This is a genomic window from Nocardioides nanhaiensis, from assembly GCF_039542785.1.
Lineage (GTDB): Bacteria > Actinomycetota > Actinomycetes > Propionibacteriales > Nocardioidaceae > Nocardioides > Nocardioides nanhaiensis.
In genome coordinates this window covers 110,234-129,424 of sequence record NZ_BAABIM010000001.1, presented here as the reverse complement: position 1 = coordinate 129,424, position 19,191 = coordinate 110,234, and the positions used below count along the sequence as shown (strand labels likewise).

Genomic DNA, 19,191 nt, shown 5'->3' with positions numbered 1-19,191 from the left:
GCCCCGGGGTCAGCGGGCGAGCCAGGCCTCGTAGGACTCGAAGGTGGAGGGACGACCCAGGAAGTCGGCCACCAGGTCGGCGGCGTCGCGGCGCCCGCCCGGCTCGAGCACGGCCTCGCGGTAGCGTCGGGCGACCTCGGTGTCGAAAAGGTCGTCCTCGTCGAAGGCGCTGAACAGGTCCTTGGCGATCACGAGCGACCACATGTAGGTGTAGTAGCCCGAGGAGTAGCCGCCCAGGTGCCCGAAGCTGGCGAACATCCGGGTGCCCTCGATCCAACCGAACGGCGCGTAGCGCTCCTGCAGCCGCCGCATCGCGGCCTCGAGGTCCTCGGGCCGCTCGGTGTGGAACCAGTAGCTCATCGCGGCGTAGAACATCTGGGTGCGCGCGTAGACGCCTTTGCCGAACTCCTCGCCGGCACGCATCCGCTCCACCAGCTCGGGCGGGATCGGGGTGCCGGCGGCGTCGTGGGCGAAGGTGGCCAGCACCTCGTGGTTCCAGGCCCACTCCTCGAGCATCTGGCTCGGCGCCTCGACGAAGTCCCACTCGGTGGCGACGCCGGCGAAGCGCGCCCACCGGCCGCGGCCGCCGAGCACGTGGTGCAGCAGGTGGCCGAACTCGTGGAAGAGCGTGACGACGTGGTCGTGCTCCATCAGCTCGCGCGAGAAGTTGCAGACCAGCACCCCCTCGGGCAGACGGCGACCGGCGACGCCGTCGGTGAGGGTGAACTGCGCGGCGTGGCTGTACTTGCCCGCGCGCGGGTGCAGGTCGAGGTAGATCCGGCCGAACGGCGGGGTGCCCGCGGGCGCGTCGGCGTCGTGCACGTCGTGCACCGTGACCTCGGGGTGCCAGGTGACGGCGTCCGGCACCGGCTCGTAGCGCAGCCCGAACAGACGCGCGGTGACCTCGAGCAGTCCCGCGCGCACGCGGGTGAAGTCGAAGTAGCGCCGCACCTCCTGGGAGTCGACCTCGTAGCGCTCGCGGCGCACCGCCTCGCTGTAGTACTGCGCGTCGGCGGCCGGCACCTCCTCGGCGTCGGGGTGGTCGGCGCGGTAGCGCTCGAGCAGGACCGCGAGGTCGCGGCGCATCGGCTCCTCGGCGGCGTCGGCGATGCGGTCGATGAACGCGGGGATGGCAGGCCCGGAGCCGATCATCTTGACCTCGGCGTCGTAGGAGGCCCAGTCGCTGTGGCCCACCAGGCCCGCCAGCTCGTGGCGCAGGGCGAACATCTCCTTGAGCACCGCGTCGTTCTGCGGCCAGCCCTTGGAGAGGAACGCGACGGCCATGTCGTGGCGCACCTGCGCGTCGTGGGCGTACATCCGGGTCGGGACGGCGTCGGGGTAGTCGGTGGTGACGGTGACCAGGCCGTCGTCCTCCGGCGGGTGGGCAGCGCGCCAGTCCTCGGGCAGGCCCTCGAGCCGCTCCGGAGCGACCCGGATGGACCGCACGTCCTCGCGCAGCTGGCGGGAGAACTCCTGGTCGAGCTCGGTGAGCCGCTCGCGGACGGCGGTGATGCGGGCCCGGGTGGCGTCGTCACGGTCCACGCCGGAGCGGGTGAAGTCGCGGCGCACGTGGGCAAGCAGCCGGGCGGCGGCGTCGTCGAGACCGGCGCCGTCGAGTCCGGCGACGACCTCGAACAGCTCGCGGTCCAGGCCCAGCTCGGTGAGCACGCGCATCACCTGGGACTCGGCCTCCTCGGCGGCCGCCCGGACCCCGGCGTCGGGGTGCACGTTGCTGAACAGCGAGCCCATCGCGGCGACCTCGCCCAGGTGCTGCACGGCCCGGTCGTAGGACTCGAGCGCCGTGACCGTGCTCGCGGTCGGGTCGGCCTTCAGGGCGGCGACCAGCTCGCTCGCCTGCGCCATGCCCGCGGCTGCGCGCTCGCGCACCCAGGCCTCGAACTCCTCGGCGTCGGGCAGGGTCAGGGGCTGCGGGGACTCGCTCACGTCGTCAGCCTACGAACTGCTGCGCCGGGCCACCGAGGAGCCGCAGGTCTGCACGGTCCGGGGCAGCATCAGCCCCGAGGGGCTCAGCGCTGCGGGGCGAGCCGGTAGCCGACGCCGCGCACGGTCTCGATGAACTCGGGGGTGGTGGCGTTGTCGCCGATCTTGCGACGCAGGTTGGCCATGTGCACCTCGACCGAGCGCTTGTCGGCCTCGTTGACGAAGTAGCTGGTCACGTGGCCCTGCCCGCGCAGCGCCAGCACCAGGTCAGCCTTGCTGCGCACGCGACGTCCGCTCTGCAGCAGCGTGGCCAGCAGCTCGAACTCCGAACGGGTCAGCTGCTCGGAGCCCACCTGCGGCCCGCTGACGGTGCGGGCGGCGAGGTCGACCCGCAGCCCGTTGAACTCGAGCACCTCGCCGTGGGCGGCGGCCGGGACCGGCGCCGGAGGAGCCATGGTGGCGGCGGGAGCCGGAGCCGCGTAGGTACCCGGGGCAGCACTCGCCGCCGGCGCGGGGGCCGGAGCCGGGGCGGGTGACGGCGGGGCGGGGACCCCTCCCTGCTGCGAGGCCAGCGCCTCCTGCTCCAGTCGACGGCGGGCCTCGGCCACCCAGTCGGCGGGCTCGGCCGGCGCCGCGGGAGCCGGAGCGGAGGCGTCGTCGGACTTCTCGGGGATCCGGCCCTGCACCTGCAGCCGGCGGATCATGGCGTCGATGCGGGCGCGCACCTCGCGCGGGCTGAACGGCTTGACCACGTAGTCGTCGGCTCCGGCCTCCAGGCCCTGGACGACGTCGATCTCCTCGCCCATGCCCGAGATCATCACCAGGTAGGTGTCGCTGAAGTCGCGGATGCGGCGGGCCACGGCCAGGCCGTCCATGCCGGGCATCGAGACGTCGCACGTCGTGACGAGCGGCGTCGTGTCGCGCACGGCCTGCAGGCCGGCTGGTCCGTCCTCGGTGGCCACCACCGAGAACCCGCTCTGCGTGAGCACGATCTCCAGCAGCTCGCGCACGCTGGGGTCGTCCTCGATGACCACCGCGTTCCAGTTCGTCATGGTGCCTGCTCCGATGGTGGGGTGGGGGTGGGGCCGGGGAGCCCGTGCTCGAGGCTACCGAGCGCCGCCGGTGCGCGCACGAGGTCGATCGAAGCCGACCGAGACGTTCATCTCACCCACCACCCGAACGGGTCAGGGCCAGTGCCCGATCGGGCCACACGACGCCCGCGGGGGGTCCCCCGGCGCACTCGCCGTCGGACTCCGCGGGCGGCTTGACCCACAGGTAGGCGTCCAGGCCCGCAGCCGCTCCCTGGCCGTCCTCGACGGCGACGGGTCGCCGCCCCAGGGCGCTGCCCGGCGGGTTGCACCAGTCCTGGCCCGCCGTCGCGCCGGCCCCGTTGCGCCCCGTGTCGACGACGAAGTGGGCCTCGCTGCCTGCCCGCCCGAGCGCGGTGCGCAGGCGCTGCGCGTAGGCCAGCTCGTCGGACTCGGGCTGGTAGTTGCTCACGTTCGTGGCGAAACCCCGCGCGGAGGCGACGCCGGCCTGCTCGAGCAGGGGCGCCACCTGCTCGGCGGGCAGCCAGTTGGAGTGGCCGGCGTCGAGGTAGGTCGCAACCTCGGCCTCGGCCAGCACCCCGACGGCGCCGGCCAGCAGACCCAGGCGCTCCTCGCGGTCGACACCGCCACCGCAGGTGATCAGCTGCGGGACGGCGTCGGGCTCCAGCACCACCGCCATGTGGTCGGGGTCGGCGGCGCCGGCCACCTCGGCCACCCAGCCGGGGTAGTCGGCGGCGTCCAGGCCGCCGGCCGAGAGCCCGCCGGAGCAGTCACGGTCGGGGAGCCCGTAGAGCACCAGCAGCACGACGGCGTCCGCCGCCGCCGCCTGCCCGGAGAGCTCGGCCACCCGGTCGCCCACCCGTCCCGGCGGCAGCGCCTCCGGCGTGAGCCACACCCCCTGCGGCGTCGACCCGATCAGGGCCAGCGCCTGCGACTGCTCGGGCTGGGTGGCGGCCAGCTGGTCGACGGCGTCGAGCGTGGCCGAGGAGGGCGGCACGAACAGCGCGCGCCCCGCGAACGGGGAGCTCGGCCCCGCCCAGGGACGCCACCCGCCGACGACGACGGCCACCAGCAGCGCCGTCAGGGCCAGACCCGCCGCGAGCGCGATGCCGCTGCGGAGAGTCCGTCGGACCCCGCTCACCTGCGCCTCCTCGCACGCCCGACCTCGCGGCGCGGGAGAACCCCGCTGCCCCGAGGCAACCAGTCTGATCGCCCCATCATGACCGTCCCGTGGTGGCCCACCACCCGTCTTGAGCAGATCCTGAGCAACCGATCGGACATTTCCTGAGCCGAACCGGAGGCAAACAACGGGAGATCCTGCGCGGAGCCTGACCCCCTGCCAAGGTCGGGGCCACATCCTGGTGTGGCGCCCCTCCCCGCACGTCCGAGGGGCCGCTCCCCACGACACTCGGAACGGAACACCCGCATGAACGGCAACGTGCCCACGCACCCGGGCCTCGGCGAGACCAACGAGCTCGCCCTGGAGCTCGGCGAGCTGCTCGACCCGGTCGTCTACCGGCCTACCGTCGGCTGCGTCGTCCCGGCCTACAACGAGGGCGAGAGCATCGCCGCGGTGCTGGACTCCCTGCTCATGCAGACCCGGCTGCCGGACGTGATCCACGTGGTCGTCAACAACACCACCGACCACACCGTCGAGGTGGCCTCGCACTACTCGGGCGAGCAGGTGCGGATGACGCCGTCCGGTCCGCAGGTCACCGAGGTCTTCGTGCACGACATCGGCAAGAACCCCGACAAGAAGGTCGGCGCGCTCAACTACGGCTACGCGCTGGTCGAGGGCTGCGACTACCTGCTCGGCGTCGACGGCGACACGACACCGCAGCCCGACGCCGTCGAGCGGCTGGTGGAGGAGATCGAGAGCGACAACCGCATCGGCGGCATCTCGGCGATCTACAGCATCGACGACAGCGCCCTCAAGGGCCCCATGGCGAAGTTCCTCATCGCCGGGCAGCGCGCCCAGTTCGCCGCCTTCAACATGCAGAACCTGCTGAAGGGCCGCAACATGGCGGTGCTCGGCGGCCAGTTCTCGATCTTCTCCACCGAGGCGCTGCGCGCCGTGATGGAGGACTCCCACCAGCGCACGCCGTGGGTCAAGGACAGCGAGGTGGAGGACTCGCTGCTCTCGCTGCAGATCAAGAGCGCCGGCTACCTCACCAAGATCAGCGCGCAGGCCCGCGCCCACGTGGGCGGCATGGAGACGTTGCGCGCGCTCGACGCCCAGCAGGTCAAGTGGAACTTCGGCGCCATCGACCTGATGTGGCCCGGCCAGCGCGGCGACACCCAGGGCCAGCCGCTGCACCCGAACCTGCGGCTGCGCTGGTTCGAGCACCTCTCGATGGTGCTCAACCTGCTGACCCGCGGCATGTTCATCGTGCTGCTCGTCGGCGCGCTGATGATCGACGCGTTCGTCTTCTACGCCTGGTGGGTGCTGCCGCCGATGGCGGCGGTCCTGCTGAACTTCCGCGTCGCCCACTCCATGATGGATCGTGGTCGCAACGACTACCTGTTCGCGCTGCTGATCTTCCCGGCCGAGCTGTACATGATCATCCGGTTCGGGCACTTCCTGCGGGCGTGGACCAAGTTCTTCAGCCGTCAGCAGACCGACAACTGGGCGGCCCAGGCCAAGGCCGAGCGCGGTCGCGGCTGGTCCTACCTCTACCCGTTCCTGATCTTCGGTGTGATCGTCGGGATCTTCGTCGCCGTCTGGGCGCAGATCGACATCGCGGTGCGTTCCGACATCCTCGCTGCGGGCTGGCCGATCCTCGGCGTCGTCACGCTGGCGCAGACCGCGTTCATGTTCCTGAAGATCGGCAAGCGCTACCGGGGCTACCGCGCATGAGCACCCGCCGGCTGCCCGCCACTCCCCACCCCCTCCCCGACTCCCTCACCCCCACACCCGCGAAGGCGCCCACCATGCTCGGCTCCACCCCCCGCACCCCCCGCAACCACCGCGCCCGCCGCACCAGCAGCCTGCTGCTCGCCGGCGCCGTCCTGGCCTCCGGCCTGCTCAGCGGCTGCAGCAGCGTCGGCGACGCCCTCGGACTCAGCGGCGACGCGGCTCCCAGCGCCGCCGCCACGGCTCCGGTGGCGGCCACCGAGGAGGTGCTGCCCTACGAGTCGGTCTTCACCCGCGACGGCACCTTCCAGTCCCACACCAAGGTCGAGGGACTCGACATGGTGCTCACGCTCTACCCCACCAAGGCGACTCCGCGGACCCACGAGTGGTACCCGGCCGGGGACAAGTACTTCTCCTTCACCTTCCAGGCCTACGACCTCCGCCGCGAGCTGCGCGACGACTTCGACACCAAGCGCGAGGTCTACGCCGGTCGCGTGCGGGTGACCTCCACGCTCGTCGACGCCGACGGTCCGGTGCAGGGTGGCAAGCAGCCCTACGAGCTCGACGACCAGGCGCGCGACGTCACGTTCGACCCCGAGCCGCTGGCCAACCGCTACGGGATGCTGATCACCTCGCCCAAGGGTGCGCTCGAGCTGCGCAACCAGGCGATCGGCTCGGTGCCCCAGGGCACCGTCGGCATCGACCTGAAGTTCTCGATCCTCACCTGGATCGAGACCGCCCCGGGCTCGGACGAGTTCGAGCGCAAGGTCGTCAAGCGCACCGTCCCCATCTCCGTCTTCGCCTCCGAGACCCCCACGGTCGCGGAGAAGATCCCCTACACCTCGAACTGAGCGCGAGACCTGTGATGACGACCCACTCCCTGCTGGTGCGCCGGCTCCTGGCCTCGCTGCTCGGCGTCGTGCTCGCGCTGCCCCTCGCGCTGCTGCTGCCCGAGGCGGCCTCCGCCGTGGCTGCCCCTGCTGCTGCCCCTGCCTCCGCGCCCGCCTCCGCGGAGCGCGCGACGCCCGGTCGCGTGCGCGGGTCGGTCTCGGCCCCGAGCGCCGCGAAGTCGGTGCTGCTGCAGTGGTTCACCGCCGACTACCGCTACCTCGGCAAGCGCACCGTGCGCGGCGGGGCGTACTCGCTCTCGCTGGCGCCCGGTCGCTACCGCCTGCAGTTCACCGACACCCGGCCGGCCTACGACGTCGGCAAGGCCGCGCCGGTCGACGTCGGCGTCACGGTGACCGCCGGCCGCACCGCGCAGCGCAACGTCAAGCTCCGCCGCGGCGCGGCGATCGTCGGCACGGTGCGCGCGGGTGGCAAGCCCGCCTCGAAGGCCCGGCTGGTGGCGGCCCTGCCCGACGAGCGCACCTTCGAGGTGGTGGCCAACGCCGCCGGCCAGTTCGCCCTCGGCGGCCTGCCGTCGGGCAGCTACAGCCTGTTCACCTACGACCGCGCCAAGAAGTTCACGGCCAAGAGCAGCTACTTCAAGAACCTCAAGCCCGGCGTCGTGCGCAACACCACGGTCAAGCTCGCCACCCCCGCCGGCCGGATGCTCGTCGACCTCTACGACGCCGACCGCCGCGCCTTCCCCAGCACCTACGCCACCGCGGTCAACCGTCGCACCGGCCAGTTCTGGGTGGCCAAGGCACGCGGTGGCTCGGTGACCTTCGACGGCCTCGCTCCCGGCGGCTACCGGCTCGTCGTCAACGGCGCCGGTGACTTCCTCACCCAGACCGGGCCCGTGCGCGGGCGCGTGCGCCCCGGCAAGGTCACCTTCACCGACTTCGTGATGACCAAGCGCGGCGGGTCGGTGGTCGGCGCGGTCAAGGACGGCGGCAAGGCCGAGCGGACGCCGCTCAAGGGCGCGATGGTGACGCTGTACGGCTCCGACGGGCGGGCGATCGGCAGCGACACCACCGGCGCCGACGGCAGCTACCGGATCGCCGGCGCCTACGACGGCATCCGCGGCGCGCGACTGGTCGTCCGGCCCGACCCGAACGAGGGCGGCGGCTACCTCGGCGTCGAGCCCGACCGCGAGCTCTTCGGCCAGTGCACCCTCGACGGCGTCAGCGTGACCGCGGGCCGCGTGACCAACACCCGCGACCTCGCCCTGCCCCGCGGCGCCGACGCCCGGACCGCCTGCCGGGGCTGACCTCGGGCGCAGCTCAGCGGCTGGGCGCGGGCGCATGTTACTGATCGCTGGCACTAGTAGGACCCGTCACCATGACCCCTCCTACTAGTCGGGCGGGTCAGTAACATGCGCCAGTCGCTGCTCCAGGAAGGCCCGCTCGGCGGTGTTGGCGGTCAGCGCCAGGGCGGCCTGGTCGCCAGCCCGCGCCTCCTCGTCACGACCCAGCCGGCGCAGCAGCGCAGCGCGGGTGCTGTGCCAGGCGGGATAGCGGGCCAGCCGCTCCGCGAGCCGGTCGACCTCCGCGAGACCCACCTGGGGGCCGTCGAGCTCGGCGAGCGCGACGGCGCGGTTGAGCCGCGCCACCGGTGAGGGGTCCAGGGCGAGCAGCTGGTCGTAGAGCGCGAGCACCTGGCGCCAGTCGGTGGCGGCGAAGGTGGGGGCGTCGGTGTGCACGGCCTGGACGGCGGCGAGCACCTGGAAGCGACCCGGCGGCGCGCCGCCGGCGGCCACCCGGGCCAGGCACCCGCGCACCAGCGCGTGCCCCTCGGCCACCAGGGCGGCGTCCCAGCGGGAGCGGTCCTGCCGGTCCAGCGGCACCAGGGCGGCGTCGTCCGCATCGTCGAGGCGGGCCGGACGGCGCGCCTCCACCAGCAGCTGCAGCGCCAGCAGGCCCTGCACCTCGGGCTCCTCGGGCAGCAGCTCGTGCAGCACCCGGGTCAGTCGCAGCGCCTCCTGCGTGAGCTCGGCGCGCAGCGGCTCGCCGCTCCCCGTGGCCAGGTAGCCCTCGTTGAACACCAGGTACAGCACGGCCAGCACCGCCTCGAGCCGTGCGGGCAGGTCGGCCGCCGCCGGCACCCGGTAGGGGATGTGCGCGCCCTTGATCTTGGCCTTGGCGCGGGTGATCCGCTGGGCCATCGTCGTCTCGGGCACCAGGAACGCCGCCGCGATCTCCGGGACCGTGAGACCGCCGAGCAGCCGCAGCGTCAGCGCCACGCGCGCCTCGGGCGCCAGCGCCGGGTGGCAGCAGGTGAAGACCAGCCGCAGCCGGTCGTCCTCGACGACGCCGGTGGCCTCGTGCGGGGTGTCGTCGAGGATCATCTGGGCCGCCCGGTGCTTGTCGTCGCGCTGGCGCTCGCGCCGGATCCGGTCGATGGCGCGGCGCTGCGCGGTGGTGGTGAGCCACGCGCCCGGGTTGGGCGGCAGCCCGTCCGTGGGCCAGCGCTCGAGCGCGACCACGAGCGCCTCGGCGGCCGCGTCCTCGGCGAGGTCGAGGTCGCCGAGGCGACGCGCCAGCTGGGCGACGACGCGGCCGTGCTCGCGCCGGAAGACCCGCTCGACGTCGAGGGCTGCAGGCGTCGTGTCGCCCCGCGAGCTCACTCGCCCTGCAGCGGCCGCACCTCGACCTTGCCCTGGCAGGCGGCCGAGCCCTGCGAAGCCCAGTCGAGGGCGGCGTCGAGGTCGGCGGCCTCGATGATCCAGAACCCGCCGAGATACTCCTTGGACTCCGAGAACGGGCCGTCGGTGACGACGGGAGCGCCCTCGCCGGTGGCGTCGACGCAGGTGGACTGCTCGATCGGCATCAGGCCGCCGGCGAACACCCAGGAGCCCTGCTCCTGCAGGCGGGTGTTGAAGGCGTCGACCGCCTCGAAGAGCGGCTGCATGTCCTCCATGGTCATCTCGGCCATCTCGGCGGTGCCGGCCTCGTCGTGGTGCACGGAGAGCAGGTACTGGGGCATGGCGTTTCCTCTCGGACGGGTGGGCGGCCCCGTGGCCGCCTCTCGCACAGTCCACGAACGAGGTCGGCGCGATACGACACCTGCCCGAGAACTTTCTCGGATCTTTTTCTAGCGCACCCAGGTGCGCGGGCGCACCCTCACCACCGGCGTCACCACCAGGCGCTGCCCGGACCGCCCTTGAACGGGCCGACGACGCGGTCGGTGATCCAGCCACCGTAGAAGCCGCCGACCTGCGGTCGCACCACCTCGCCGTCGACCAGGCAGCGATCCACCGCCGAGGGCATCACGGCGACCGCGCCGGCCAGCGGCTCGAAGCCGCGGGTGGGCTCGGGATAGGTCCACCCGGCGCGCGAGGCGACGACGTCGCCGGTCACCAGGTCGAAGTAGGCCGCCACGCCCTTCCACTCGCAGTAGCTGGAGCCGGGTGCGGGGCGCAGCACGCCCTCGCTGAAGCTCTCCTTCGGCAGGTAGTAGGTGGGCGGGTGGCTGGTCTCCAGCACCCGCCAGGAGCGCGAGGTGCGCGCCACCGTGACGCCGTCGAGCACCACCTCGACCAGCTCGGCGCTCTCCACCAGCGACGGCGGGCGCGGGTAGTCCCAGACCGACTCCTGGCCCGGGCCCACCGGGTCCGGGGCGGGGTGGCCGGCCACCTCAGCCACGGTCCTGCGTGAGCAGGTGGTCGATCAGCGCCTCGGCGTGCTCACCGGTCATGCCGTAGTCGCTGCGCATCATCGAGACCAGGTCCTCCCGGCTCAGCGCGCCCCCGCCGTCGCCGTAGCCCGGCGTCGCGCGCACCAGCCGCGCCCAGTCGGGGATGGTCCGGCCGTAGGCGGCCTCGACGTCGCCCAGCGCCGCCGTCCCGCCCTGCTCGTGCTCGCTCACGCGTGCTCCCTCTTGCTCGTCGATTCGCTGCGTCCTGCCCCGGTACCCCGGGTGACGACCTCCCGACCACCGGTCCCGCGGCCCGGGCGTAACGTGCACGGACGTGGGAGTGCGGGGACTGCTGGCCGACACGCGGCCGCTGCGCAACCGGGCCTTCCGCCGGCTGTGGCTGGCCAACATCGTCACCGTGGTCGGCGCGCAGCTGACCGTCGTCGCGGTGCCCGCGCAGATCTACGCCGACACCGGCTCCTCGGCCTACGTGGGGCTCACGGGCGTCTTCGGCCTGGTGCCGCTGGTGGTGTTCGGCCTGTGGGGCGGGGCGCTGGCCGACGTCTTCGACCGCCGCACGCTGCTGGTGGTCTCGACCGTCGGCCTGATCGTCACCAGCGGGCTGTTCTGGGTGCAGGCGGTCACCGGCTCCACCAACGTGTGGCTGCTGCTGTGCCTGTTCGCGGTGCAGCAGGCGTTCTTCGCCGTCAACCAGCCCACCCGCAGCGCGGTGGTGCCCAAGCTGGTGGGGCCCGAGCTGCTGCCGGCCGCCAACTCGCTGAACATGACCGTCTTCCAGGCCGGGGCGATCGCGGGACCGCTGGTGGCCGGCGTGCTCATCCCCGTGCTCGGGTTCTCCTGGCTCTACCTGATCGACACGATCACCCTCTTCGCCACCCTCTCGGCGGTGCTGGCGCTGCCCCTGCTGCCCGTGGAGGGGGCGCCCAAGGGCACGCCCGGCCTGCGCTCGGTGGTCGACGGCTTCCGCTACCTGCGCGGCCACCCGGTGCTGATGATGAGCTTCGTCGTCGACATCATCGCGATGGTGTTCGGCATGCCGCGGGCGCTGTTCCCCGAGATCGCGCACCTCGACCTCGGCGGACCCGAGGAGGGCGGGCTGGCCTTCGCGCTGCTCTTCGCCGCGATCCCGCTGGGAGCGGTGGTCGGCGGCGTGCTGTCGGGCTGGGTGTCGCGCGTCTCCGCGCAGGGGCGCGCCGTGATCGCGTGCATCCTCGTGTGGGGGCTGGCGATGACCGGCTTCGGCATCGCCGTCGGGCTGGCCGGGCTGGGCGAGGGCTGGCAGCGCCCGATGCTGGTGGCGTGCGTGGTGCTGCTCGCCGTCGGCGGTGCCGCCGACATGGCCTCCGCGGCGTTCCGCACCTCGATGCTGCAGAGCGCGGCCTCCGACGACGTCCGCGGGCGGCTGCAGGGCATCTTCATCGTCGTGGTGGCCGGCGGCCCGCGGGTCGCCGACGTCGCGCACGGGTCGGCCGCGGCGGTGGTCGGCACGGCGACGGCGGCCGCGGGCGGCGGCGTGCTCGTCGTCGTGCTCACGGTGGTGGCGGCGCTGGCGGTGCCGTCCTTCGTGCGGTACCGGGTGCAGCTGGGGGCGCGGGATCAGGCGTCGGGGCCGAGCAGCAGGCCGCGCACGTAGGCGGCCTGGCCGAGGTGCTGGGCGTCGTCGTCGACGACGCTGACCAGCCGGACGCCGAGCGTGACCGGCGGGTCCCAGTTCTCGTCGACGACGCGGTCCAGGTCGGTGGCGCCCAGGCCGTCGAGCACCTCCAGCGTGCGGGCGTGCACCGCCTGTGCGTACTCCCGCAGCAGTGACGGGTCGACCCGCAACGCGCCGACCTCCTCCGAGGTGTGGCCGTAGCCGATCTCGTGGCGCTCGTAGGGCAGGCCGGCCTCGACGAAGCGGTCGAAGAACCCCTGCTCGTCCCAGACCTGCTCGCGCTCGACGCCGCGCGCCACGTGGTCGTCCTGCACCCGCAGCAGGTGCCAGACGAGCCACCCCACCGGGTTCGCGTCCGGGGCCGGACGGTGGTGCAGCTGCTCGTCGTCGAGGCCCTCGAGCACGCCTGCCACGCCGTCGGGGATCCGGCCGAATGCGTCGCGGAGCACGTCGAGGGGAGTCATGAGGCGCCGGTAACCCGGGAACAGGCCGACCATGACCCGATTCGGCTACACCCTGATGACCGAGCAGAGCGGCCCGCGCGAGCTGGTGCGCTACGCGGCCGCCGCCGAGCAGACCGGCTTCGACTTCGAGGTCTCCAGCGACCACTACTCCCCCTGGCTGACCGAGCAGGGCCACGCCCCGTACGCCTGGACCGTGCTGGGTGCGGTGGCGCAGGTGACCGAGCGCGTGGAGCTGATGACCTACGTGACCTGCCCGACCCTGCGCTACCACCCCGCCGTCGTGGCGCAGAAGGCCGCGACCCTGCAGATCCTGGCCGAGGGCCGCTTCACCCTGGGGCTCGGCAGCGGCGAGAACCTCAACGAGCACGTCGTCGGCGCCGGCTGGCCCGCCGTCGGGGCGCGCCAGGAGATGCTCGTCGAGGCGGTCGAGATCATCCGCGGACTGCTCGACACCGGCCGCGACGAGACGCCGTTCGACTACCGCGGGCAGCACTTCGACGTCGAGTCCGCCCGGCTGTGGGACCTCCCCGAGGACCCGCTGCGCCTCGCGGTCGCCGTCGCGGGTGACCGGGGCATCGCGCAGCTGGCCCCCCTGGCCGACGACCTGGTCGCCGTCGAGCCTCGGGCGGACCTGGTGGAGTCGTGGAACGCCGTCGAGGGCGCCGGCACCATCGGGCAGCCGCGAGCCGACGGCGGGGCCCGGGCGATCGGCCAGATCCCGATCTGCTGGGACCCCGACCGCGACGCCGCCGTGCAGCGCGCGCACGAGCAGTTCCGCTGGTTCGCGGGCGGCTGGAAGGTCAACGCCGACCTCCCCACGCCCGCCGGCTTCGCCGGTGCCACCCAGTTCGTCCGACCCGATGACGTCGCCGAGAACATCCCCTGCGGCCCCGACCTCGACGCGATCGTGGAGGCCGTGCGGCCCTTCTGGGAGGCCGGGTTCACCGACGTCGCCCTGGTGCAGGTCGGCGACGAGCACCAGCAGCGCTTCCTCGACGAGGCCGCCGGCCCGCTGCTGGAGAAGCTGCGGGCGGCCGCGCCCGCCTGAGCCGCCCCACCGGCGACCCCGGGTGGCGCGAGCGGCCGTCCGACCCACCGGGTCCGGCGGGTGCTCGGCGTCCGCGCAGGTCCAGACCTCCCCGCTCACCGATGAGTACGCATGTCGGCGGCGGTCCCTACGCTGCACGCACACGCATCGCAGGAGGCGACGGATATGACGCTCATGATCAGGGCCAGCGGGCTGGTCAAGCGCTACAAGGAGGTCGAGGCGCTCAGCGGTCTCGACCTCGAGGTGCCCGAGGGCAAGGTGCTCGGCCTGCTCGGGCCCAACGGCGCGGGCAAGACCACGGCGGTGCGGGTGCTGGCCACCCTGCTCAAGCCCGACGGCGGCAGCGCCGAGGTGGCCGGGGTCGACGTGCTGGCCGACCCCGAGGGGGTGCGCTCGCGCATCGGGCTCTCCGGCCAGTACGCCGCGGTCGACGAGAACCTCACCGGCTTCGAGAACCTGGTGATGGTGGGCCGCCTGTACGGCCTGGGCCGAGCACGGTCGCGCGAGCGGGCCCGCGAGCTGCTGGAGCGGTTCGCCCTCACCGAGGCGGGCGACAGACCCTCCAAGACCTACTCCGGCGGCATGCGGCGCCGCCTCGACCTGGCCGGCGCGCTGGTGGCCGAGCCGCCGGTGCTGATCCTCGACGAGCCCACCACCGGTCTCGACGTGCGCAGCCGCCAGCAGATGTGGGACGTCATCCGCGACCTGGTCGCCTCGGGTGCGACGCTCCTGCTCACCACCCAGTACCTGGAGGAGGCCGACAAGCTGGCCGACGACATCGTGGTCATCGACCACGGCCGAGCCATCGCGCGCGGCACCGCCGACGAGCTGAAGGCCCAGACCGGCGGCGAGCGGATCGAGGTCGTCCTGCCCGACGCCGCGGATCGCGAGACCGTCACGCGGGCGCTGGCCTCCGTGGCGGTCGGCGAGGTGCAGGTCGAGGACAACGGCCGGGCGCTGACCGCTGCCGTCGACGGCGGCTCCTCCTCCCTCCTGCGCGTGCTGCAGCAGCTGGAGTCCGAACAGGTCCGCGTGCTCGACATCGGTCTGCGACGCCCGACCCTCGACGACGTCTTCCTCTCCCTGACCGGTCGAGCCGCCGAGGACCACGACGAGAACCAGACCACGGAGGCGACCCGATGAGCAGCACCACCAAGGCCCTCTCCGACGGCTGGGTGGTCGCCCAGCGCAACGTCATCAAGATCAAGCGCGTGCCCGAGGTGCTCGTCTTCGTGCTGATCAGCCCGATCATGTTCGTGCTGCTCTTCGCCTACGTCTTCTCGGGGGCGATCGACGTGCCCGGCGACGTCGACTACAAGGAGTTCCTGATCGGCGGCATCTTCGCCCAGACCGTCGTCTTCGGGGCGACGTTCACGGGCGCGGGCATCGCCGAGGACATGCAGAAGGGGATCATCGACCGGTTCCGGTCACTGCCGATGTCCCCCTCGGCGGTGCTGGTGGGACGCACGGCCTCGGACGTCATCTACAACGTCCTCTCGCTGATCATCATGGCCCTCACGGGCCTGCTGGTGGGCTGGCGCGTGCGCGAGGGGCTGGGCGACATGCTGCTCGGCTTCGGGCTGCTGCTGCTCTTCGCCTACGCCGTCAGCTGGATCATGGCCTACGTGGGACTGCTGGTGCCGAGCCCCGAGGTGGTCAACAACGCCTCGTTCATCGTCATCTTCCCGGCCACCTTCCTCTCCAACGCGTTCGTCCCGCAGGAGTCCTTCAGCGGCGTGCTCGAGACGATCGTGCTGTGGAACCCGGTCTCGACGGTCACCCAGGCCTCGCGAGAGCTGTTCGGCAACACCTCGCCGGCGGTGCCGGTGCCCGACGACTGGTCGATCCAGAACCCGGTGCTCTACACCCTGATCTGGGTGGTGATCATCCTCGTGATCTTCGTGCCGCTCTCGGTGCGGCAGTACCGCCGCTCCTCCAGCCGCTGAGGGACCACTAGCCCGCGTCCCCGTCGCGGGCGACCCGCAGGATGCGGTCGTCGTCCGCGGCGGGGTCGCCACGCCCGTCGGTGTTCGAGGTGGCCAGCAGCAGGCCCTCGCCGTCCGCGGCCACCTCGACGGTGCGCAGTCGGCCCAGCTCACCCTGCAGGTGCGGCACCGGCTGCTCGACGGCGGCGCCCGGGTCCTCGGGGCTGCCGGCCTCGCCGGGGGCGAGCGGGACCTCCCACAGCGTCTCGCCGCGCAGGCCCGCCATCCACAGCGAGCCCTCCCAGAACGCGACGCCGGCGGGCGAGGCGTTCTCGGTGCGCCAGACGACGGCGGGGTCCACGAACTCGTCGCGGTCGCTGGAGCCCTCGACCTCGGGCCAGCCGTAGTTGCCGCCGGGGGTGATCAGGTTGAGCTCGTCCCAGGTCTGGTCGCCGAACTCCGAGGCCCACAGCCGGCCGCGGTCGTCGAAGGCGAGGCCCTCGATGTTGCGGTGGCCCAGGCTGTAGATGGCGTCGCCGAACGGGTTGCCGGGCGCCGGCTCGCCGTCGAGGGTGAGCCGCAGGATCTTGCCGCCGAGCTGGTCGGGGTCCTGGGCCATCTCGGGGGTGTCGCCGGTCTCGCCGGTGGTCACGTAGAGCAGGTCGTCGGGTCCGACCACCATCCGCCCACCCTCGTGCCGATCGCCGTCGCCGTGCGGGATGCCGTCGAAGACGACCTCCGGCTCGCCGAGGCGGCGGCCGTCCCAGCTCATCGAGACGATCCGGTTGTCGGTCTCGGAGGTGTAGTAGACGAAGACCCGCGACTCGTCGGGGGTGGTCGCGAGGCCGAGCAGGCCACCTTCGCCGGCGGGGCGGGCGTCGCTCACGGTGGCCACCACCTCGGCGGTGCCGCCGTCGGCGGGGACCCGCTTGATCTCGGTGGTGTCGCGCTCGCTCACGAGCATGGTGCCGTCGCGCATCACGAGCAGGCCCCACGGGCTGGTCAGGCCGGTCACCAGGTCGCTGGCGCTCACCGGGGTGCCGGTCGCGGGCTCCGGCGTCGCCGGGCTCGCAGGGGCGGGGGTGCTCGCGGGCTCCTCGGGCGCGGCCGGCGCCGGCTCGGCGTCGCCGGTCACCGTCGCCTCGCTCGGGCTGTTCTCGGCGTCCTCGGAGCAGCTGCTGAGCGCGGCGGCCATGCCGAGCGCGGCCGAGGCGAGGGCGGAGCGTCGCAGGGAGGGCCTCATGCCCCCATGGTGACAAGCCGGACCACATCCCGTGCCGGATCCATCGAGCGCCTGCCCCCACCTGCGAGGATCGGGGGATGCCGCGCGTGGACCTGAACGCCGACCTGGGCGAGAGCTTCGGGGTGTGGCGCCTGGGCGACGACGCCGCGATGCTCGCGCTGGTCAGCAGCGCCAACGTGGCGTGCGGCTTCCACGCCGGTGACCCGCTGACGCTGCGCCGCACCTGCGAGCTCGCCGCGGAGCACGGCGTCGCGGTGGGCGCGCAGGTCTCCTACCGCGACCTCGCCGGCTTCGGCCGCAGGTTCCTCGACGCCGACCCGGACGAGCTGGCCGCCGACGTGCTCTACCAGCTCGGCGCCCTGCGGGCGATGGCCCGCGCGGCCGGCACCGACGTCACCTACGTGAAGCCGCACGGCGCGCTCTACCACGCGGTCGCCGAGCACCCGGCCCAGGCGGCGGCACTGGTGGAGGCGGTGCTCGCCCACGACGCGGGCCTCGCGGTGCTGGGGGCACCGGGGTCGCGCTGGCTGGCGCTGGCTGCGGAGGCAGGACTGCGCACCTGCACCGAGGCCTTCGCCGACCGCAGCTACACGCCGGAGGGCCGGCTGGTGCCGCGCGGGCAGCCGGGGGCGCTGCTGGAGGACGCCGAGCAGGTGGCCGCGCGGGTGCTGCGGCTGGTGACAGAGGGGGTCGTCGAGGCCGTCGACGGCACCGAGGTGGCGGTGCGTGCCGACTCGGTGTGCCTGCACGGCGACACGCCGGGCGCCGTCGCGATGGGCCGGGCGGTGCGTGCGCGCCTGGAGATCGCGGGCGTCAGCGTGGTCCCGTTCGCGCCGCCGCCGGGCCGTTCCGCGTCGTGACGGCCGCCCGGTGGCGGCCGTGCGGCGATGCCGCCGCGCTCGCCGAGGTGCCCGACCTGGCCGCGGCGCAGCGGCTGCTGGCCGCGGTGGAGGCTGCTCGCGAGCGCGGCGAGCTACCGGGCGTGCTCGACATCGTCCCGGCCGCGCGCACCCTGCTGCTGCGCTGCACCGACGCGGCGGCGCTCGAGCACGCAGCCGCGCACGTGGCGGCCCTGCCGCTCGACGACCCGGCAGCAGGAGCGACCACGCCGGGTGTGCCTCCCGGCGGCGAGCCGGTGCGGATCCCGGTCGTCTACGACGGCGAGGACCTCGCCGAGGTCGCGCGGCTCCTCGACGTCGACGCCGCCGAGGTGGTGCGCCGGCACACGGGCACGCGGTGGCAGGTGGCCTTCACCGGCTTCGCGCCCGGCTTCGGCTACCTCGTGGCCGCGTCCGGAGAAGCCGGCCCCGGGTCGCTCGCGGTGCCGCGCCGGCGTGAGCCGCGCACCCGCGTGCCGGCGGGCGCCGTCGGCTTGGCCGCGGAGTTCACGGGGGTCTACCCGCGCGCCTCGCCCGGGGGCTGGCAGCTCGTGGGGCGCACCGGGACACCGGTGTGGCGGCCCGACGCCGAGCCTCCGGCACTGCTCGCGCCGGGCGTGCTGGTGCGCTTCGAGGAGGCCCGGTGAGAGGCGCGGTGAGAGGCCTGGTGAGAGCACCGTGAGCGGCAGCGCCCTGGTCGTCGAGGAACCCGGGCCCCTGACGCTGGTGCAGGACCTCGGCCGCCCGGGGCACGCCCACCTGGGGGTGCCTGCCTCGGGGGCGCTCGACCCGGACGCGCTGCGGTTGGCCAACCGGCTGGTCGGCAACCCCGAGCACCTGGCCGGGCTCGAGGTGCTGCTCGGCGGTCTGGCGCTGCGCGCCCACGGCGCCGTCACGGTGGCGCTGGCCGGCGCGCCGGCGATGTTGCACGTGGAACATCGCGACGCCCGCCACGCCGGACCCGGGGTCGCCGTCGCCGTGCCGGATGGCGGGCTCGTGCGGGTCGACGCGCCCGCCCGTGGGCTGCGCACGTGGCTGGCGGTGCGTGGCGGCGTGGCCACCTCGTCGCTGCTGGGCTCGCGCAGCACCGACGTGCTGAGCGGGCTGGGTCGTGCGCTGCGCAACGGCGACGAGCTGCCCGTGGGCCCGGCCCCGCTGCACCCCGTGCCTGCCGTGGGCCAGGCACCGCAGGCGCTCGCCGTCGTCGACCTGCCGGTGCTGCGGGTGGTGGCCGGGCCGCGCGCGGACTGGTTCGCCCCCGTCGCGCTGCGGGCGCTCGCAGGACCGTGGGCGGTGACGTCGAGCAGCGACCGCGTCGGGCTGCGGCTGCGCGGGCCCGACCTGGTGCGCGCGCCCGACGGCGTGCGCGAGCTGCCCAGCGAGGGCGTCGTGGCCGGCGCGTTGCAGGTGCCCGCCGACGGGCAGCCGGTGCTGTTCCTGGCCGACCACCCGGTCACCGGCGGCTACCCCGTGATCGCCACGGTGGTGCGTGCGGACCTGCGGCTGGCCGCCCAGGCCGCTCCTGGCACGTACCTGCGGCTGCGCGTCGTCACCGGGCCGCGCCTGCCCTGACCGGTCGCGTCGGGCCGGGGG

At 73.6% G+C, this 19,191-nt stretch carries 19 protein-coding genes; 10 read left to right on the top strand and 9 right to left on the bottom strand.

The features are described 5' to 3' along the window. Window positions 1-9 precede the first annotated feature (9 nt). The 3 genes from ABD948_RS00565 to ABD948_RS00555 all read right to left on the bottom strand — a co-directional run bounded on the left by ABD948_RS00565 (window position 10) and on the right by ABD948_RS00555 (window position 4,131). A complete protein-coding gene (locus ABD948_RS00565; protein ID WP_345262091.1) occupies window positions 10-1,944 on the bottom strand; it encodes a M3 family metallopeptidase in 1,935 nt (644 codons plus the stop codon). Between the two features lie 83 nt (window positions 1,945-2,027). Then, entirely contained in the window at window positions 2,028-2,993 is a 966-nt protein-coding gene (locus tag ABD948_RS00560) for a response regulator transcription factor (protein WP_345262090.1), read from the bottom strand. Window positions 2,994-3,105: 112 nt separating this feature from the next. Beyond that, window positions 3,106-4,131, bottom strand: coding sequence for a glycoside hydrolase family 6 protein (locus tag ABD948_RS00555; protein WP_345262089.1), 1,026 nt, complete (start codon window positions 4,129-4,131; stop codon window positions 3,106-3,108). A gap of 285 nt (window positions 4,132-4,416) precedes the next feature. On the opposite strand from ABD948_RS00555, the gene ABD948_RS00550 reads away from it, so the two are divergent. From ABD948_RS00550 to ABD948_RS00540, 3 genes are read left to right on the top strand one after another with little or no spacing between them, the layout of a single operon-like run. After that, window positions 4,417-5,847 carry a glycosyltransferase family 2 protein gene (locus tag ABD948_RS00550; protein ID WP_345262088.1) on the top strand — a complete coding sequence of 477 codons (1,431 nt, stop codon included), beginning with the start codon at window positions 4,417-4,419 and terminating at the stop codon, window positions 5,845-5,847. After that, complete coding sequence (locus tag ABD948_RS00545; protein WP_345262087.1) at window positions 5,844-6,695, top strand: hypothetical protein; 852 nt, start codon at window positions 5,844-5,846, stop codon at window positions 6,693-6,695. Before ABD948_RS00550 ends, ABD948_RS00545 begins: the two co-directional genes overlap by 4 nt. A gap of 14 nt (window positions 6,696-6,709) precedes the next feature. Further along, window positions 6,710-7,999: an MSCRAMM family protein gene (locus tag ABD948_RS00540; RefSeq protein ID WP_345262086.1), complete on the top strand. Its 1,290-nt coding sequence runs from the start codon at window positions 6,710-6,712 to the stop codon at window positions 7,997-7,999. Between the two features lie 84 nt (window positions 8,000-8,083). Here the strand turns inward: ABD948_RS00540 and ABD948_RS00535 are convergent, their stop codons facing one another. The 4 genes from ABD948_RS00535 to ABD948_RS00520 all read right to left on the bottom strand — a co-directional run bounded on the left by ABD948_RS00535 (window position 8,084) and on the right by ABD948_RS00520 (window position 10,596). Beyond that, entirely contained in the window at window positions 8,084-9,355 is a 1,272-nt protein-coding gene (locus ABD948_RS00535; protein ID WP_345262085.1) for an RNA polymerase sigma factor, read from the bottom strand. Continuing rightward, complete coding sequence (locus ABD948_RS00530; RefSeq protein WP_345262084.1) at window positions 9,352-9,714, bottom strand: YciI family protein; 363 nt, start codon at window positions 9,712-9,714, stop codon at window positions 9,352-9,354. Before ABD948_RS00530 ends, ABD948_RS00535 begins: the two co-directional genes overlap by 4 nt. Before the next feature lie 149 nt (window positions 9,715-9,863). Beyond that, window positions 9,864-10,364, bottom strand: coding sequence for a DUF427 domain-containing protein (locus ABD948_RS00525; protein WP_345262083.1), 501 nt, complete (start codon window positions 10,362-10,364; stop codon window positions 9,864-9,866). 1 nt (window position 10,365) lies between these two features. Next, window positions 10,366-10,596, bottom strand: a complete 231-nt coding sequence (locus tag ABD948_RS00520) for a DUF4287 domain-containing protein (protein WP_345262082.1) — start codon at window positions 10,594-10,596, stop codon at window positions 10,366-10,368. Between the two features lie 103 nt (window positions 10,597-10,699). On the opposite strand from ABD948_RS00520, the gene ABD948_RS00515 reads away from it, so the two are divergent. Further along, the gene (locus ABD948_RS00515) at window positions 10,700-12,019 is read left to right on the top strand and encodes an MFS transporter (RefSeq protein WP_345262081.1); all 1,320 of its coding nucleotides are present in this window, start codon (window positions 10,700-10,702) and stop codon (window positions 12,017-12,019) included. Here ABD948_RS00515 and ABD948_RS00510 read toward each other — a convergent pair. Continuing rightward, a complete protein-coding gene (locus ABD948_RS00510; protein ID WP_345262080.1) occupies window positions 11,983-12,504 on the bottom strand; it encodes a mycothiol transferase in 522 nt (173 codons plus the stop codon). The genes ABD948_RS00515 and ABD948_RS00510 overlap by 37 nt on opposite strands. Window positions 12,505-12,535: 31 nt before the next feature. On the opposite strand from ABD948_RS00510, the gene ABD948_RS00505 reads away from it, so the two are divergent. From ABD948_RS00505 to ABD948_RS00495, 3 genes are all read left to right on the top strand, one after another. After that, window positions 12,536-13,552: a TIGR03557 family F420-dependent LLM class oxidoreductase gene (locus ABD948_RS00505; RefSeq protein ID WP_345262079.1), complete on the top strand. Its 1,017-nt coding sequence runs from the start codon at window positions 12,536-12,538 to the stop codon at window positions 13,550-13,552. Window positions 13,553-13,717: 165 nt separating this feature from the next. After that, the gene (locus ABD948_RS00500) at window positions 13,718-14,695 is read left to right on the top strand and encodes an ATP-binding cassette domain-containing protein (RefSeq protein ID WP_345262078.1); all 978 of its coding nucleotides are present in this window, start codon (window positions 13,718-13,720) and stop codon (window positions 14,693-14,695) included. Beyond that, window positions 14,692-15,498: an ABC transporter permease gene (locus ABD948_RS00495; protein WP_345262077.1), complete on the top strand. Its 807-nt coding sequence runs from the start codon at window positions 14,692-14,694 to the stop codon at window positions 15,496-15,498. The genes ABD948_RS00500 and ABD948_RS00495 overlap by 4 nt, the downstream gene beginning before the upstream one ends. Window positions 15,499-15,505: 7 nt before the next feature. On the opposite strand, the gene ABD948_RS00490 is transcribed toward ABD948_RS00495, so the two are convergent. Then, window positions 15,506-16,720, bottom strand: a complete 1,215-nt coding sequence (locus tag ABD948_RS00490) for a PQQ-dependent sugar dehydrogenase (RefSeq protein ID WP_345262076.1) — start codon at window positions 16,718-16,720, stop codon at window positions 15,506-15,508. A 77-nt stretch (window positions 16,721-16,797) separates the two neighbouring features. Here ABD948_RS00490 and ABD948_RS00485 point away from each other — a divergent pair, with 77 nt between their 5' ends. From ABD948_RS00485 to ABD948_RS00475, 3 genes are read left to right on the top strand one after another with little or no spacing between them, the layout of a single operon-like run. After that, window positions 16,798-17,580 (top strand): LamB/YcsF family protein, encoded by a 783-nt coding sequence (locus tag ABD948_RS00485; RefSeq protein WP_345262075.1) that lies wholly within the window; start codon window positions 16,798-16,800, stop codon window positions 17,578-17,580. Beyond that, complete coding sequence (locus tag ABD948_RS00480) at window positions 17,577-18,245, top strand: 5-oxoprolinase subunit B family protein (RefSeq protein WP_345262074.1); 669 nt, start codon at window positions 17,577-17,579, stop codon at window positions 18,243-18,245. The genes ABD948_RS00485 and ABD948_RS00480 overlap by 4 nt, the downstream gene beginning before the upstream one ends. Before the next feature lie 31 nt (window positions 18,246-18,276). Further along, window positions 18,277-19,170, top strand: a complete 894-nt coding sequence (locus tag ABD948_RS00475; protein ID WP_345262073.1) for a 5-oxoprolinase subunit C family protein — start codon at window positions 18,277-18,279, stop codon at window positions 19,168-19,170. Window positions 19,171-19,191 lie beyond the last annotated feature (21 nt).

What these genes read in the sequence shown, in the direction of transcription:
- ABD948_RS00560 (WP_345262090.1), bottom strand. Translation starts at nt 2,993, where the DNA reads ATGACGAACTGGAACGCGGTGGTCATCGAGGACGACCCCAGCGTGCGC.
- ABD948_RS00550 (WP_345262088.1), top strand. Translation starts at nt 4,417, where the DNA reads ATGAACGGCAACGTGCCCACGCACCCGGGCCTCGGCGAGACCAACGAG.
- ABD948_RS00545 (WP_345262087.1), top strand. Translation starts at nt 5,844, where the DNA reads ATGAGCACCCGCCGGCTGCCCGCCACTCCCCACCCCCTCCCCGACTCC.
- ABD948_RS00540 (WP_345262086.1), top strand. Translation starts at nt 6,710, where the DNA reads ATGACGACCCACTCCCTGCTGGTGCGCCGGCTCCTGGCCTCGCTGCTC.
- ABD948_RS00530 (WP_345262084.1), bottom strand. Translation starts at nt 9,714, where the DNA reads ATGCCCCAGTACCTGCTCTCCGTGCACCACGACGAGGCCGGCACCGCC.
- ABD948_RS00510 (WP_345262080.1), bottom strand. Translation starts at nt 12,504, where the DNA reads ATGACTCCCCTCGACGTGCTCCGCGACGCATTCGGCCGGATCCCCGAC.
- ABD948_RS00505 (WP_345262079.1), top strand. Translation starts at nt 12,536, where the DNA reads ATGACCCGATTCGGCTACACCCTGATGACCGAGCAGAGCGGCCCGCGC.
- ABD948_RS00500 (WP_345262078.1), top strand. Translation starts at nt 13,718, where the DNA reads ATGACGCTCATGATCAGGGCCAGCGGGCTGGTCAAGCGCTACAAGGAG.
- ABD948_RS00495 (WP_345262077.1), top strand. Translation starts at nt 14,692, where the DNA reads ATGAGCAGCACCACCAAGGCCCTCTCCGACGGCTGGGTGGTCGCCCAG.
- ABD948_RS00490 (WP_345262076.1), bottom strand. Translation starts at nt 16,720, where the DNA reads ATGAGGCCCTCCCTGCGACGCTCCGCCCTCGCCTCGGCCGCGCTCGGC.
- ABD948_RS00485 (WP_345262075.1), top strand. Translation starts at nt 16,798, where the DNA reads ATGCCGCGCGTGGACCTGAACGCCGACCTGGGCGAGAGCTTCGGGGTG.